Raw genomic sequence first — 14242 nt, 5'->3', positions numbered from 1 at the left:
GCGCCCGCCAGTGGCGCGGGGGAATTCATGCACGCCAAGGTCATTCGGTACTTCGTCGAGGTGGTTCGCGCGGGCTCGATCCGCAAGGCGGCCGAGCAGCTGCACGTGGTGCCCACGGCTGTCAACCGGCAGATCCTCAACCTCGAGGAAGAACTGGGCGCGCCGCTGTTCGAGCGCATCCACAACACGCTCAAGCTCACGCCCGTGGGCGAGATCGTGCTGGCGCATGCGCGCGGCACGCTGCGCGAGTTCGACCTCGTGCGCCAGCGCATCGAAGACATGCGCGGCCTGCGCCAGGGCGAGGTCACGCTGGCCACCACGGCCGGCCTGGCCGACGCCTTCCTGCCCGCTGTGGTGCAGCGCTTTCGCGCGGCGCACCCGGGCATCCAACTCAAGCTGCTGGGCCTGCCCATCGCGGCCGTGCTGCGCAGCGTGGCCGAAGGCGATGCCGACCTGGCGCTGGCCTACGACGTGCCCGGCACGGCCGGTTTTCGCACGCTGTTCAGCAGCGAGTGGCCGATCGGCGCGGTGGTGCCGCCGGGCCATCCGCTCACGGCGCATGCGACCACGGTGCTGGCGGAGTGCGTGGGTTACCCGCTGATCCTGCCCGCGCCCTCGCTGTCGATCCGCCCGATCCTCGATGCTGCGTTCGAACGCTCGGCCATCCGCGTATCGCCGGTGGTCGAGACCACCTCCACCGCGCTGATGCGCCGGCTGGTGCGCGACGGCGGCGGCATCACGCTGCTGAACCGCCTGGACGTGGACGAGGAGCGCAACGACGGCACGCTGGTCTTCGTGCCGCTGCGCGACACCACGCTGGGTGCGCAGACGCTCACGCTCGAGACCCGCGCCGCGCAGGCGCCGAGCGCCGCGGCCGAGCTGTTCGCGAACCATGTCGTGGCCTGCCTGGACGACCTGCTGGCGCCCTGAAACCGCGCGCATACGCTCTGGCAGCCCTTCCGATGACCGTCCACTTTTTGTGCACAGGGCGCGTCATTTATTGACTTTGCATGTGCAAAGACATCGCTCCTAGACTGCCGCGCCGGTTCATCGGCAGGAAAGGTTCCCATGTTCTCGAACGATAAAAAGACCCCCGCAGGAGACGGCGAAGGGGTCGACCAGAAGCTTCCGCTCGCCCGTTGCGGCGCATTGAGCCTGCAGCACGTGCTCGTGATGTACGCGGGCACGGTGGCCGTGCCGCTCATCGTGGGCGGTGCGCTCGGCCTCTCGAAGGCCGACATCGCCTTCCTCATCAACGCCGACCTGTTCGCCGCCGGCATTGCCACGCTGGTGCAGGCCATCGGCTTCTGGCGCTTCGGCATCCGCATGCCGGTGATGATGGGCGTGACCTTCGCGGCCGTCGGGCCGATGATCGCCATCGGCATGGACCCCTCGCTCGGGCTGCCCGCGATCTACGGCGCGACCATCGTGGCGGGCGTGTTCGGCATGCTCGTCGCGCCGCTCATGGGGCGGGTGCTGGGCGTGTTTCCGCCGCTCGTCACGGGCACGGTCATCACGCTGATCGGCGTGTCGCTCATGGGCGTGGCCATCAACTGGGCCGCGGGCGGCCAGCCCACCGCGACCCGCATGATCGACGGCGTGGCGCACGCGGTGGCCAATCCGGCCTACGGCGAGCCGGTGAACCTGGCGATTGCCGCGGCGGTGCTGGCGGTGATCATCGCGATCACGCGCTTCGGCAAGGGCCTCATCGCCAACATCGCGGTGCTGCTGGGCATCGTGTTCGGCGTGGGCGTGTCGCTGGCGCTCGGGCGCATGCACTTCGACGGGCTCGAAGCAGCGAGTTGGGTCGCCGTGACCACGCCCTTCCACTTCGGCCTGCCGCGCTTCGAGCTCACGGCCATCGCCTCGATGTGCATCGTGATGCTCATCACGCTGGTCGAGTCGACCGGCATGTTCCTAGCGCTGGGCGAGATCACCGGCCGCAAGGTGACGACCGATGCGCTCACGCGCGGGCTGCGCGCCGACGGGCTGGGCACGGTCATCGGCGGTGTGTTCAACACCTTCCCCTACACCTCGTTCTCGCAGAACGTGGGGCTGGTCACGGTGACGGGCGTGCGCTCGCGCTACGTGGCGGCGGGCGGCGGCCTGATGCTGATTGCGCTGGCGCTGTTTCCGAAGATCGCGCACATCGTGGCCTCGGTGCCGCAGTTCGTTCTCGGCGGCGCGGGTATCGTGATGTTCGGCATGGTCGCGGCCACGGGCGTGCGCATTCTGGGTGCGATCGACTACGCGCAGAACCGCCACGCGCTGTATGTGATCGCCATTTCGATCGGGCTCGGATTGATTCCCACGCTGTCGCCCAATTTCTTCCAGCACTTTCCCGCCTGGACCCATCCGCTGACGCACAGCGGCATCGTGCTGGGCACGCTGGCCGCGGTGCTGCTCAATCTTTTCTACAACGGCGTGCTGTCGAAGGAACGCTCCTTCGCGATGGCGGCGCGCACTTCGCACGGCTCCGAATGACTTTTCAACATCCATCTTCTTCCTCGCAACCGCAGCAGCGCCCGCCGCTGCTGATCGTCCGGCATGCCGACGTGCTCGTCACCATGGACGCCGCCCGGCGCGAGATCGCCGACGGCGCCGTGGTGATGGAAGGCCCCGCCGTCGCCTGGGTGGGCGCCACGGCCGAACTGCCGGCGGTGTACCTCGACGCGCTGCGCAGCGGCCAGGCCGAGGCCATCGACATGCACGGCCATGTCGTGATGCCCGGGCTGGTGAACACGCACCACCACATGTACCAGAGCCTCACGCGCGCCGTGCCCGAGGCGCAGGACGCCGAGCTCTTCGGCTGGCTCACGAACCTGTACCTGCTGTGGGCGCGGCTCACGCCCGAGATGATCCGCGTGTCGACGCAGACCGCGATGGCCGAGCTGATGCGCTCGGGCTGCACCACCACGAGCGACCACCTCTACCTGTTCCCGAACGGGTCGCGGCTCGACGATTCGATCGAGGCGGCCGACGCCATGGGCATGCGCTTCCACGCGGCGCGCGGCAGCATGAGCGTGGGCCGCAGCGCCGGCGGCCTGCCGCCCGACGAGGTGGTGGAGACCGAGGCCGCGATCCTGCGCGACAGCGAGCGGCTCATCGACCGCTGGCACAACCCCGCGCGGCATTCGATGCGCCGCATCGTGCTCGCGCCCTGCTCGCCGTTCTCGGTGTCGCGCGACCTGATGCGCCTGTCGGCCGAGCTGGCGCGCGAACGCGGCGTGTCGCTGCACACGCACCTGGCCGAGAACGACAACGACGTGGCGTACTCGCGCGAGAAGTTCGGCATGACGCCGGCCGAATACGCCGAAGACCTGGGCTGGGTGGGCCCCGACGTGTGGCACGCGCACTGCGTGAAGCTCGACGACGCCGGCATCGCGCTCTTCGGGCGCACCGGCACCGGCGTGGCGCACTGCCCGTGCTCGAACATGCGGCTGGCCTCGGGCATCGCGCCCATCGGGACGATGCGGCGCGCGGGCGTGCCCGTGGGCCTGGGCGTGGACGGCAGCGCGTCGAACGACGGCGCGCACATGCTGGGCGAGGCGCGCCAGGCGATGCTGCTGCAGCGCGTGGGCTACGGCCCCGCCGCCATGACCGCGCGCGAGGCGCTGGAGATCGCCACGGTCGGCGGCGCCCGCGTGCTGGGGCGCGACGACATCGGTGCGCTGGCCCCGGGCATGTCGGCCGACCTCGTGGCCTTCGACATGCGCGGCGTCGACCACGCCGGCGCCTGGCACGACCCGGTCGCAGCATTGGTGTTCTGCACGCCGGTGGCGGCGGCGCTGAGCGTGATCGACGGCGTGGTCCGCATCCGCGACGGCCGCTTCACGGGCTTCGAGCTGGCGCCGCTGCTGGCGACGCACCGCGGGCTGGCGCGCACGCTGTACGAAAGCGCGCGGCATCCGCACACCGCCTGAAAAGGCGGTGCGCAGTGCGCATCAGCGCCGCATCGTGTCCAGTTGCGTGACCGGCGCGGCGTTGTTGCCCCACGACCCGCGGATGTAGGTGAGCACCTCGGCCACCTCGGTGGCGTCGAGCGCGTGCCCGAACGGCGGCATGCCGTAGGGGCGCGGGTTGCCGGCCGTCGCGGGCAGGAAGCCGCCGTGCGCGATCACCTGGATCAGGTTGGCGGGCTGCGCCATGGTCACCGCGCGGTTGCCCGCGAGCGGCGGGTAGGCGCCGGCCGCGCCCTGGCCCTGGTCGCCGTGGCAGTAGGCGCAGCGCTGGTCGTAGATTTTGGCGCCACGCACCATCGTGCCGGCGTCGCGCCGCAGCGGGGCGGCGGGCGCCTTCTGGGCCTGGGGCGCGTCCTGCTTCACGGCCTCGGGCAGGTCCTTCAGGTAGATCGCCATCGCACCCAGGTCGGCATCGCTCAGGTACTGCGTGCTGCGGAACACGACGTCGGCCATCGGGCCCATCACCGAGCCGCGCGGGGCGGTGCCGGTTTTCAGCAGCGCCACGACATCGGCCGCGGGCCAGTCGGCCACGCCCGCTTCGTGCGGATCGGCCAGCGAGGGCGCGTACCAGTTCTCCACCGCGATCAGCCCGCCAGAGAGGCCGAGCTGGGTTTCGGTCGCGCCCAGCGAGTTGCGGCTGCCGTGGCAGGCGATGCAGTGGCCCAGGCCGCCGACCAGGTACGCGCCGCGGTTCCATTCGGCGGGCTTGTTCGCGTTGGCCACGAAGGGCTGCGGCTTGAACGAAAGCGCGCGCCACACCGCAAGCGCGGCCTGCGTGTCGTACGGAAAGCGCAGGCGGTGCGCCTTGTTTTCCGTGGCGGCCGGCGCCACGCTACGCAGGTAGGCGTAGAGCGCGTCGGAGTCTTCGCGCGTGACCTGCGTGAAGTTCGGGTACGGGAAGGCCGGGTACAGCAAACGCCCATCTTTGCTGCGGCCGTTGTGCATGGCGCGCCAGAAGTGCGCGCTGCTCCAGCCGCCGATGCCGTGCGTCGCATCGGGCGTGAGGTTGGTCGCGTAGATGGTGCCGAACGGCGTTTCGAGCGGCACGCCGCCCGCGTAAGGCTGGCCGCCGCGCGTGGTGTGGCAGCCGGCGCAGTTGCCCGCCAGCGCGAGGTAGCGCCCGCGCTCGACGAGTTGCGGCGTGGCGTCGAAGGCTTCGGCGCGTTCGGGCAGCGGGTCTTCGCCGCGCAGGTTCAGCGCCAGCACGACGCCGGCCAACACGGCCGCCAGGGTGACCAGGCCCAGCAGGGCCCAGCCGAAATGTCTCAATCGCGCGGTCATCGGGTTCTCAGGGTTTCGCTGCGGTCGGCATGCCGCCGCAGGTGACGGGCAACGGCGCGGGCAGCGAGGCGGCCGGGCGGGTGTCGGCCGGCATCGGCTGCACGGCCAGCCAGCTGGCCACGGCGTTGATGTCGGCGGTGGTCATGCGCTGGCCGATCTGCGCCATGCAGTCGGGCGCGGGCGCGTGGCGCTCCTTGGTGAGCCAGGCGCCGAGCTGCGACGACACATACAGCCGCGGCAGGCCTAGCAGGCCCGGAATGGCCGGCTGCACGCCCGTGAGCGCCGCGCCGTGGCACTGCACGCAGGCCGGGATGTTGCGCGCGGCATCGCCTTCGAGCGCCAGCTGGCGGCCCCGGCGCAGCTGCTCGGGCGAGGCGTCGCTCTGCGGCGAAATCGCCGCGTACGGCAGCGACAGGTTCGCGAAGTACTCGGCCATCTCGCGCAGGTAGTCGTCCGACAGGTGCTGGACCATGTAGGTCATGTCGCTGTTGAAGCGGCGCCCGTCGCGAAAACTCACGAGCTGGTTGAACAGGTAGCCCGCCGGCTTGCCCGCCAGGCGCGGGAAGAAGCCGGCGTTGGTGGTCGCGCCCTCGCGCCCGTGGCAGGCGATGCAGGCGGCCACGCGCTGTTCGATGGTGTCGGGCACGGTGGTGGTGGCGGCCTGCGCAGCGATGGGCGCAAGCGGCCACAGCAGCGCCAAAACCAGCGCTGCCCGGTGGAGCAGGGCCTTCATCACGTGCCTGCCGCGAAATGCGCCAGGGCCAGCAGGCCCGCGATCAGCAGCAGGGCCATGCACAGCCCCACGCCGATCAGCGGCAGGATGCCCAGTTGGGCGGTCCGCTTGTCGGCGTCGGCCCGGCGGCCGCCCAGCCCGATGAAGCTCCAGAGTACGGCGCGCACCGCGCGCATCAGATTGAACATGGGTCCACTGTCGCGCAAACGGATCAAAAAAAACAGATGCAGATCCAGCTCGATTCACCATATCAGATTAGAGTCCCCGCGAATGACAACGGCCCCCCGATGAGACCCCGATGAAGCGTTATGAAGCCCTGGCCTCGGACATCGAGGCCTCGATCCGCAACGGCACCCTCAAGACCGGCGACCGCCTGCCCTCCGTGCGGCACACGGGCAGCAGCCGCGGCGTGAGCGCCTCCACCGTGTTCCAAGCCTACTACCTGCTGGAGGCGCGCGGCCTCGTGCGCGCGCGTGACCGCTCGGGCTACTACGTGGCCGGCGGCGGCCTGCGCGACGCGCCGCCCGAAACCACCCTCACCTCGCGCCCCGCCGAGGGCCCGCGCGCCCTCGACGTGAGCGACCAGGTCTTCGACATCCTCGAAGCCAGCATGTCGCGCCAGGTCGTGCCCTTCGGCTCGGCCTTTCCGAGCCCGCTGCTGTTTCCGCTGGCGCGGCTGGGCCAGTTCATGGCGGCCAGCGCCAAGTCGCTCGACCCATGGCGCACGGTGGACGACCTCACGCCCGGCAGCGCGGCCCTGCGACGGCAGATCGCGCTGCGCTACCTGGCCGACGGCCTGCCGGTGCCGGCCGAGGAGATCGTCGTCACCAACGGCGCGCTCGAGGCGCTCAACCTCTGCCTCTCGGCCGTCACGCGGCCGGGCGACGCAGTGATCGTCGAATCGCCCACCTTCTACGCCGCGCTGCAGGCGCTCGAACGCATGGGCCTGCGCGCCATCGAGGTGCCGACGCACCCGGGCGAAGGCATCGACCTCGACGCGCTCGCCCAAGCCATCGCCGCGCACCAACCCACCGCCTGCTGGCTCATGACCACCTTCCAGAACCCGCTCGGCAGCCTGATGCCCGATGCGAAGAAGAAGGCGCTGGTCGAGCTGCTCGCGCGGCACGAGTTGCCGCTCATCGAGGACGACGTGTACGCCGAGCTCTACTTCGGCGAGCGCCGCCCACCGCCGGCCAAGGCCTTCGACACGCAGGGACTGGTGCTGCACTGCTCGTCGTTCTCGAAGAGCCTCGCGCCCGGCTACCGCATCGGCTGGGCCTCGGCCGGGCGCTTCGCGCGCAAGGTGGCGCGGCAAAAGCTCACGACCACGCTCAGCACCTCGGTGCCCGCGCAACTGGCGCTGGCCGACTACCTCGAGAAGGGCGGCTTCGACAAGCACCTGCGCAAGCTGCGCCAGACGCTGGCGATGCAGCAGGCCACCTTCACGCAGGCCGTGGGGCATTACTTTCCGGCGGGCACGCGCGCCACGCGGCCGCTGGGCGGGTACTTCCTGTGGGTCGAATTGCCGCCGCAGGTGAATGCGCTGGAGATCCATCGCCTGGCGCTGGAGCGCGGCATCAGCGTCGCGCCCGGGCCGATCTTCTCGGCCACGCGTGCGTTCTCGAATTGCCTGCGGCTGAACTACGGCCATGTGTGGGATGCGCACAGCGAGCAGGCCTTGCAGACGCTCGGGCGACTGGTCGCAGACGCGGCCTGAGGCCGGTGAAGGTGTCGCCGATACCAGGCCGCACGCTTCAAAAACACTGCGGGTTCTGCACATCCGGCACCAGCAACGCGACTCCCTGGAACGTCAAGCCGCCACCGCCACCCCACCCTGCCGCATCCGGCGCACCCTGAACAACAGGAACGCCGCGATGCTCACGTTCACCAGGTTCCATCCGATGCCGTTCAAGAAGGCTGCGTGGTAGCTGCCTGTCAGGTCGAAGACCTTGCCTGACATCCAGCCGCCCAGCGCCATGCCGAACAGCGTGAACATCAGCACCGTGCCCACGCGCGCGCCGGCTTCCCTGGGCGGAAAGTGTTCGCGCACGATGATCGCGTACGAGGGCACGATGCCGCCCTGGAACAGGCCGAACAGCGCCGAGATCACATACAGCGGCACCAGCCCGTCGAAGGGCAAGAACAGCAGCAGCGCCACGCACTGCAGCAGGCCGCCCAGCATCAGCGTGCGCAGCCCGCCGATGCGGTCGCAGATGGCGCCCGACACCAGCCGGCTCACGATGCCGAAGCCCAGCATCAGCGACAGCATCATCGCGCCCTGCGCCGGGCCGTAGCCCAGGTCGCCGCAGTAGGCCACGATGTGCACCTGCGGCATCGCCATCGCCACGCAGCAGGCCACGCCCGCCACGCACAACAGGCCCTGCGCCGTGCCCAGGCTCAGGCCGAAGGGCCGCGTCATGTCGCGCACCAGGGTGCTGCCTGCAACGTGCGACACCGGCGCCGCCTCGGCCAGTGCCGGCGGCCGTGCGCGGAAGAACAGCGCGAGCAGCGCCATCGTCACGCCGCAGAAGATGCCCATGCCGACGTAGGTCTGGCGCCACCCCACCTGCTCGACGAAGTGCTGCGCGATGGGCGGCCACACGGCGCCCGCGAGGTAGTTGCCGCTGGCGCACACGGCCACCGCGATGCCGCGCCGCTTGACGAACCACAGCGAGGTGTCGGCCACCAGCGGCGCAAAAGCCACCGAGCTGCCGAGCAGACCCACCAGCAGTGCCTGCGCGATGGTGAAGGACACGATGTCTTGCGACAGGCCCGTGGCGATGTAGCCGGCGGCGAGAAAGACAGAGCCCATCAGCAACGGCTTCATCACGCCGACGCGGTCGGCCAGCTTGCCCATGAGCACGCCGCCGAAACCGAAGCCCAGCATCAGCAGCGTGTAGGGCATGGAGGCATCGGCGCGCGCCACGCCGAACTCGGCCTGCACGGCGGGCAACATGACCGACACCACGTACATGCCGCTGCTGCCGACCGTCATGACCAGCAGCGTGAGCGCCAGGCGCACCATGGCGTAGCGCGAATCGGGCTGGTGGACGATGGCTGTCTCTTGGGTCGTCTTCATTCTTTTTGTCTCCACGCATGCATCGGGCAGCGCATGTCGTGTGGCATTCTCGCGGAAGGCTGCGCCGCTTGCTGCGCACGCCTTCGAAGAACGAACGCATGAACATCCTCTACCGAACTGCCGCGCCTGAAGACACCTCTGCGTGCATCGACCTGCGAGGCCGCACACGCGAGAACGCGTTCTCCGTTGACGAGTTGAAGGCCGTCGGCATCACGCACGAAAGCTGGCAGGCCGGCATCGCCGATGGCTCATTGCCCGGCTACGTCGCGCTGGTCGATGGCGAACTCGCCGGCTACTGCTTCGGCGACCGCGACACCGGCGAGATCGCCGTGCTGGCGCTGCTGCCTGCGCACGAAGGCCAGGGCATCGGCAAGGCGCTGCTTGCGTTGATGGTCGATGCGTTCAAGGGGCTGGGCTTCCAGCGCCTCTTCCTGGGCTGCTCCCCCGACCCGCAGGTTCGCTCGCACGGTTTCTACCGGCACCTGGGCTGGAAGCCCACGGGCGAGTTCGATGCGGCGGGCGATGAAGTGCTGGCGTACGTCCCGCCCTGAGACGTACCCGGTGGCCGGTGCGCGATGAACGCCCGGCAGCCTCAGCCCACGAACGGCGCGGGCATGACGACGACGACAACGCTCGACGACAAGGCCTTCGGCACCGGCACACCGGGCTTGCGCTTGCCGTCACAGGCCGCGGTCAGCAGGCCAAGACACAACAGAAGAACAAAGGCTGTGCTTCTCATGCGGCGCATGCTAGGCCTGCAACATCGCGCGTCAAGTCGGACGTGGCGCCAATCGGCATGGCGCCGCCGCCGTCAGCCGACTGCGTTGTTCGTCACCGCTGTCGCCAGGCCTGCGTGCGCTTCAGCGCCCCATGCCCCGCCAGCGCGAACAGGCCGCGGCCGACGGCAGCCGTGAGCATGATGAGCGAGGCCATGGCGGCGGCGGGCGCCACGTCGCCTGCGTCGTCCATGTTGAGCACGGCGATGGCGGCCAGCGTGGTCTGCGGCGAGTAGAGGAACACGACGGCCGACACGGTGGTCATCGCGTTGACGAAGAAGTAGCCGGCCACGTTGAGCACCGTGGGCAGCGCCACCGGCAGGTGCACGCGCCACAGCGTGCGCCAGAACGGCACGCCCATCGACTCGGACACCAGCTCGTACTCGCGGTCGAGCTGGCGCAGCGCCGTGAGCGACGTGAGGTGCGCCACCGAAAAGAAGTGTGCGACGGTGCAGACCACCAAAATCGACATGCCGCCGTAGATGCCGTGCAGCGGGTTCGCGGCCGAGTTGAAGAAGAAGATGTAGCCCACGCCGAGCACGAGCCCCGGCACCGCGAGCGGCAAATTGGCCAGCAGGTTCAGCAGCTCGCGCAGCAAGCCGAAGTGGCGCGGCTTCTCCACGAAGTAGGCCGACACGAAGGTTGCGAGCGCACCCGCCACGGCCGCGTACAGCGCGAGGCGCAGCGAGTTGCCGTAGCTTCCCCAGCCGCCGCCGTCCATGTTGCTGAAGTCGTAGTTCTTCAGCGACGGCGTGAGCTTGTAGGGCCAGTAGCTGGCGAGCGAAGCGAACACGGCCATGCCGATCATCACGACGATGGCGAGGGCGGTGAGCGTGCAGAACACGAGCAGCGCGCGGTCGCGCGACTTCACGGGCTCGGGTTGATAAGGCGTGGCGCGCGCCGACAGCGCCGCGGCCTGCTTGCGCCGCACGCGGCGCTCGACGAGGAACGACAGCACGGCCGGAATCAGCAGCACGAGGCCGACCACGGCGCCCATCTGAAAATTCTGCTGGCCGACCACCTGCTTGTAGATGTCGGTCGCGAGCACGCCGGTCTGGCCGCCCACGACCTTGGGCACGCCGAAGTCGGTGATGACGAGCACGAACACGACCATCGCGGCCACGATGAGGCCGTAGCGCGACGCCGGCAACGTGACGGTGCGGAAGATGCGCCAGCGCGAGGCGCCCAGGGTCTGCGCGGCTTCGTACAAACGCCCATCGGACGTGGCCATGGCGGTGGTGAGGATCAGCAGCGCATGCGGCAGCGTCCAGAACACCGAGCCGAGCACGATGCCCAGCGGGCCGTAGATCGACAGGTCGCCGAGCAGCCCCTTGAACAGGCCCTGGTTGCCGAACAGGTAGATCAGGCTGATGGCCGGCAGCAGCGAAGGCGCAAGCAGCGGCATGAGCGCCACGGCACGCAGCAGGCCTTTGGCGGGCATGCACGAGAGCGTGAGGCCGTAGGCGTACACGTAGGCGATAGAGGTGCACAGCACGGCGCTGATCACCGCGAGGGCGACGCTGTTGAAGGCCGACTGCACGAGCGCGGGGTTCTCGAAGTAGCGAGCGAAGTTGGTCAGGGCGACGAAGTTGCCGCTGCGGTCGTAGAAGCTCTGGCCGACGAGCGCGCCGACAGGGAGCGCGACGATCACGACGAGCAGCAACACGACGAGCAACACGGCGGCGCCGGTGAGCCAGCGTTCGCGGTCGAAGTGGATCGTGCGCGGTATTGCGATCGGGACGAGGGCTTCTGTGGGGGTGCTCATGTTGTTCTTCTTGTGGTGTCGTTGTTCAGGGCGCGTGCACAGGCCACCGGGTACTTCCCTCCGCAAATGTCCCCCGGGCTTCGCCCTCCTCTTGATTTCGCTGCGGGAAGCACCCAGTGTCCTGTGCACACCGAGCGCGGCCGTGGTGCTGTTCGATCAACGACCGCACTGAATCACGCTCACGTCGATGGGGTGCCTTGCGCAGCGAAATTAAGGAGGAGCCCGAAGGGCGGGGGACATTCGCGGAGCAAGGTACCCCGTCGGCGGGAGCGCGCCCTGAAGGACTGCGCATCGCGCGACAAGGAACCCGCACGCGCGAGGTCATTTCATTGCGCCAGCACCGACAGCGCGTTCAACGGCAGCTGGATGTGCACCATGCTGCTCGGCACCAGCGGCTCTTCACCGCCGCTGCGTGCGTCGGCGGGCAGTTCGGCTTCGATCTCGATGCCCAGCGGCTCGCAGGCCAATCGCGCCGAGGTGCGGTTGCCGAAGAACTCGGTGTCGAGCAGGCGTGCGGCGAAGCTGTTGGTGCCGAGTTCGGAACCGAAGCGCTTCACCACCACATGCTCGGGCCGAATGCCCACGGTGGCTTGCGAACCGACGCTGAGGTTGCCCGGCGCGCAGAACAGTTCGCTGTCGCGCACACGCACCTTGCCGTTGGCCAGCACGGTGGCGGGCAGCATGTTCATGCGGCCCACGAAGCCCGCCGCGAAGCGGGTGCGTGGCTGGCGGTACAGCTCGTCGGGCGTGCCGGCCTGCTCGATGCGGCCGTTGTGCATCAGCACCACGCGGTCGGCCATCGAGAGGGCTTCTTCCTGGTCGTGCGTGACCATGATGGTGACGATGCCCAGGCGCTTTTGCAGCGCGCGGATTTCGCTGCGCAAGGTGGCGCGCACCTGCGCGTCGAGCGCGGAGAGCGGCTCGTCGAGCAGCAGCAGGCGCGGGTTGGGCGCGAGCGCGCGCGCCAGTGCAATGCGCTGCTGCTGGCCGCCCGAGAGCTGCACGGGGTACTTGTCGGCATGCGCGGTGAGGCCGACGAGGTCGAGCATTTCGCGCGAACGCTTGGCCATCTCGCGTGCCAGTGCGCCCGTGGGGTGCAGGCCGTAGGCGATGTTCTGCGCCGCCGTGAGGTTGGGGAACAGCGCATACGACTGGAACACCACGCCGAAGCCGCGCGCGGCGGGCGGCAGGCCCGCGATGTCCTGGCCGCCGAGCAAAATTTGCCCGCTGTCGGCGCGTTCGATGCCGCACACGATGCGCAGCAGCGTGGTCTTGCCGCAGCCCGAAGGGCCGAGCAGGCAGACGAACTCGCCGGGCTCGATGTCCAGATCGATGCCGTCGAGCACGCGCGTGGCGCCAAAGGACTTGCCGATGCCGCGAAGGGAGAGAAAGCTGGTCATGTGCGGCTACCCGGAGTCCCGATCACATCGGCTTTTTTTCGGCCTTGGCGTCGTAGCGCTTCGACCATTCCGTCAGGATGCGGTCGCGGTTGGCGGCAGCCCAGTTGAAATCGTTCTTGGCCAGCAGCTTCTCGACGTCGCCCGGCACGAACTCGAGCTTTTCCTGGATGCCCGGCAGCGCGAGCACGGCGAAGTTCTTCGCGTACAGCTCGTTGGCCTGCTTGGTCACGGCCCAGTCGGCCAGGGCCTTGGCGGCGTCCTGCTTCTTGCTGGTCTTCATGATGCCGGTGGCTTCCATGTCCCAGCCCAGGCCTTCCTTGGGCAGCACGATGTCGATGGGCGCGCCGTCGCGCTTGGTCTTGTTGGCGCGGTATTCGAACGACATGCCGAGCGCGAACTCGCCGGCGCCGGCCTGGCGGCAGGGCTTGCTGCCCGACAGGCTGTACACGCCGATGTTCTGGTGCAGCGCGTCCATGTACTTCCAGGCCTTGTCTTCGCCCATCATCTGGATCCAGCCCGAGACCATGAGGTAGCCGGTGCCCGAGGCCGCGGGGTTGGGCATGGTGATCTGGCCCTTGTAGACCGGGTTGGTCAGGTCGGCCCAGCTGGTGGGCTTGGGCAGGCTCTTCTTCGTGGCTTCCACGGTGTTGAAGCAGATGGCCGACGACCACACGTCCATGCCGACCCACTTGGGCGGGTTGGCCGTGTCGCGCATGGTGGGCTTGATGGCCTCCAGGCCCTTGGGCGCGTAGGGCTGGAGCATTCCTTCCTTGTCCAGCAGCATCAGCGAGGTGGCGGCCAGACCCCACACCACGTCGGCCTGCGGGTTGGCCTTTTCGGCCAGCAGCTTGGCGGTGACGATGCCCGTCGAGTCGCGCACGAACTTCAGTTCGATGGCCGGGTTCTCTTTTTCGAAGGCAGCCTTGTAGGCCTGCACCTGGTCGGCTTCGAGCGCGGTGTAGACCAGCAGCTCGGTGCGGCCCTGGGCCGAGGCGGCGAAAGCCAGCGAGAACAGGGCGGCGGGCACGGCGGCCCACATCAGACGACGATGCAGCATGGGAGATTCCCTCGGGGTAAGAACGGCGGTGTACGCAAAAAGAAAACACGGCCGGGGCCGTGAACGCAGCGATGCTCGCAGCGGTATGTGACAAAGGTTTGTCACATGACACAGAGATGCCACGGCGCGGTCGCGGGCGTCACACGGCTGTCATGTCGGCAGGGTGGCGCGGGCCGCCTTCAGCCCCGC

Annotated in this window: 13 protein-coding genes; 5 read left to right on the top strand and 8 right to left on the bottom strand. The window is 69.0% G+C overall.

Annotated elements, in window-relative coordinates:
* Positions 1 to 27: 27 nt before the first annotated feature.
* The 3 genes from RZE79_RS04880 to RZE79_RS04870 all read left to right on the top strand — a co-directional run bounded on the left by RZE79_RS04880 (position 28) and on the right by RZE79_RS04870 (position 3923).
* On the top strand, positions 28 to 930 hold the full coding sequence (locus RZE79_RS04880) for a LysR substrate-binding domain-containing protein (RefSeq protein ID WP_319359255.1): 903 nt from the start codon (positions 28 to 30) through the stop codon (positions 928 to 930).
* A 138-nt stretch (positions 931 to 1068) separates the two neighbouring features.
* Positions 1069 to 2484: a nucleobase:cation symporter-2 family protein gene (locus RZE79_RS04875; protein WP_319359254.1), complete on the top strand. Its 1416-nt coding sequence runs from the start codon at positions 1069 to 1071 to the stop codon at positions 2482 to 2484.
* The gene (locus RZE79_RS04870) at positions 2481 to 3923 is read left to right on the top strand and encodes an 8-oxoguanine deaminase (RefSeq protein ID WP_319359253.1); all 1443 of its coding nucleotides are present in this window, start codon (positions 2481 to 2483) and stop codon (positions 3921 to 3923) included. The genes RZE79_RS04875 and RZE79_RS04870 overlap by 4 nt, the downstream gene beginning before the upstream one ends.
* Before the next feature lie 21 nt (positions 3924 to 3944).
* Here RZE79_RS04870 and RZE79_RS04865 read toward each other — a convergent pair whose 3' ends face one another.
* The 3 genes from RZE79_RS04865 to RZE79_RS04855 are packed head-to-tail and all read right to left on the bottom strand — an operon-like array spanning position 3945 to position 6164.
* Positions 3945 to 5243, bottom strand: coding sequence for a c-type cytochrome (locus RZE79_RS04865; RefSeq protein WP_319359252.1), 1299 nt, complete (start codon positions 5241 to 5243; stop codon positions 3945 to 3947).
* Between the two features lie 7 nt (positions 5244 to 5250).
* Entirely contained in the window at positions 5251 to 5976 is a 726-nt protein-coding gene (locus RZE79_RS04860) for a c-type cytochrome (RefSeq protein WP_319359251.1), read from the bottom strand.
* Positions 5976 to 6164 (bottom strand): DUF2970 domain-containing protein, encoded by a 189-nt coding sequence (locus RZE79_RS04855; protein ID WP_056573062.1) that lies wholly within the window; start codon positions 6162 to 6164, stop codon positions 5976 to 5978. The genes RZE79_RS04860 and RZE79_RS04855 overlap by 1 nt, the downstream gene beginning before the upstream one ends.
* A gap of 110 nt (positions 6165 to 6274) precedes the next feature.
* Here RZE79_RS04855 and RZE79_RS04850 point away from each other — a divergent pair, with 110 nt between their 5' ends.
* Complete coding sequence (locus tag RZE79_RS04850) at positions 6275 to 7693, top strand: PLP-dependent aminotransferase family protein (RefSeq protein ID WP_319359250.1); 1419 nt, start codon at positions 6275 to 6277, stop codon at positions 7691 to 7693.
* A 93-nt stretch (positions 7694 to 7786) separates the two neighbouring features.
* Here the strand turns inward: RZE79_RS04850 and RZE79_RS04845 are convergent, their stop codons facing one another.
* Positions 7787 to 9055: an MFS transporter gene (locus tag RZE79_RS04845; RefSeq protein ID WP_319359249.1), complete on the bottom strand. Its 1269-nt coding sequence runs from the start codon at positions 9053 to 9055 to the stop codon at positions 7787 to 7789.
* A 98-nt stretch (positions 9056 to 9153) separates the two neighbouring features.
* Here RZE79_RS04845 and RZE79_RS04840 point away from each other — a divergent pair, with 98 nt between their 5' ends.
* The gene (locus tag RZE79_RS04840; protein ID WP_319359248.1) at positions 9154 to 9606 is read left to right on the top strand and encodes a GNAT family N-acetyltransferase; all 453 of its coding nucleotides are present in this window, start codon (positions 9154 to 9156) and stop codon (positions 9604 to 9606) included.
* Positions 9607 to 9647: 41 nt separating this feature from the next.
* Here RZE79_RS04840 and RZE79_RS04835 read toward each other — a convergent pair whose 3' ends face one another.
* The 4 genes from RZE79_RS04835 to RZE79_RS04820 form a co-directional block, all read right to left on the bottom strand.
* Complete coding sequence (locus RZE79_RS04835) at positions 9648 to 9794, bottom strand: hypothetical protein (protein ID WP_319359247.1); 147 nt, start codon at positions 9792 to 9794, stop codon at positions 9648 to 9650.
* Between the two features lie 92 nt (positions 9795 to 9886).
* Positions 9887 to 11596, bottom strand: a complete 1710-nt coding sequence (locus RZE79_RS04830) for a putative 2-aminoethylphosphonate ABC transporter permease subunit (RefSeq protein WP_319359246.1) — start codon at positions 11594 to 11596, stop codon at positions 9887 to 9889.
* Between the two features lie 326 nt (positions 11597 to 11922).
* Positions 11923 to 12996 (bottom strand): ATP-binding cassette domain-containing protein, encoded by a 1074-nt coding sequence (locus tag RZE79_RS04825; RefSeq protein ID WP_319359245.1) that lies wholly within the window; start codon positions 12994 to 12996, stop codon positions 11923 to 11925.
* Positions 12997 to 13018: 22 nt separating this feature from the next.
* Positions 13019 to 14053 (bottom strand): putative 2-aminoethylphosphonate ABC transporter substrate-binding protein, encoded by a 1035-nt coding sequence (locus RZE79_RS04820; protein WP_373696540.1) that lies wholly within the window; start codon positions 14051 to 14053, stop codon positions 13019 to 13021.
* Positions 14054 to 14242 lie beyond the last annotated feature (189 nt).

Origin of the sequence: Variovorax sp. EBFNA2, from assembly GCF_033802765.1 — a bacterium.
GTDB lineage: Bacteria > Pseudomonadota > Gammaproteobacteria > Burkholderiales > Burkholderiaceae_C > Variovorax > Variovorax paradoxus_H.
Note: the sequence above shows the minus strand (reverse complement) of the source record. Positions and strands in the feature narration are given on the sequence as shown.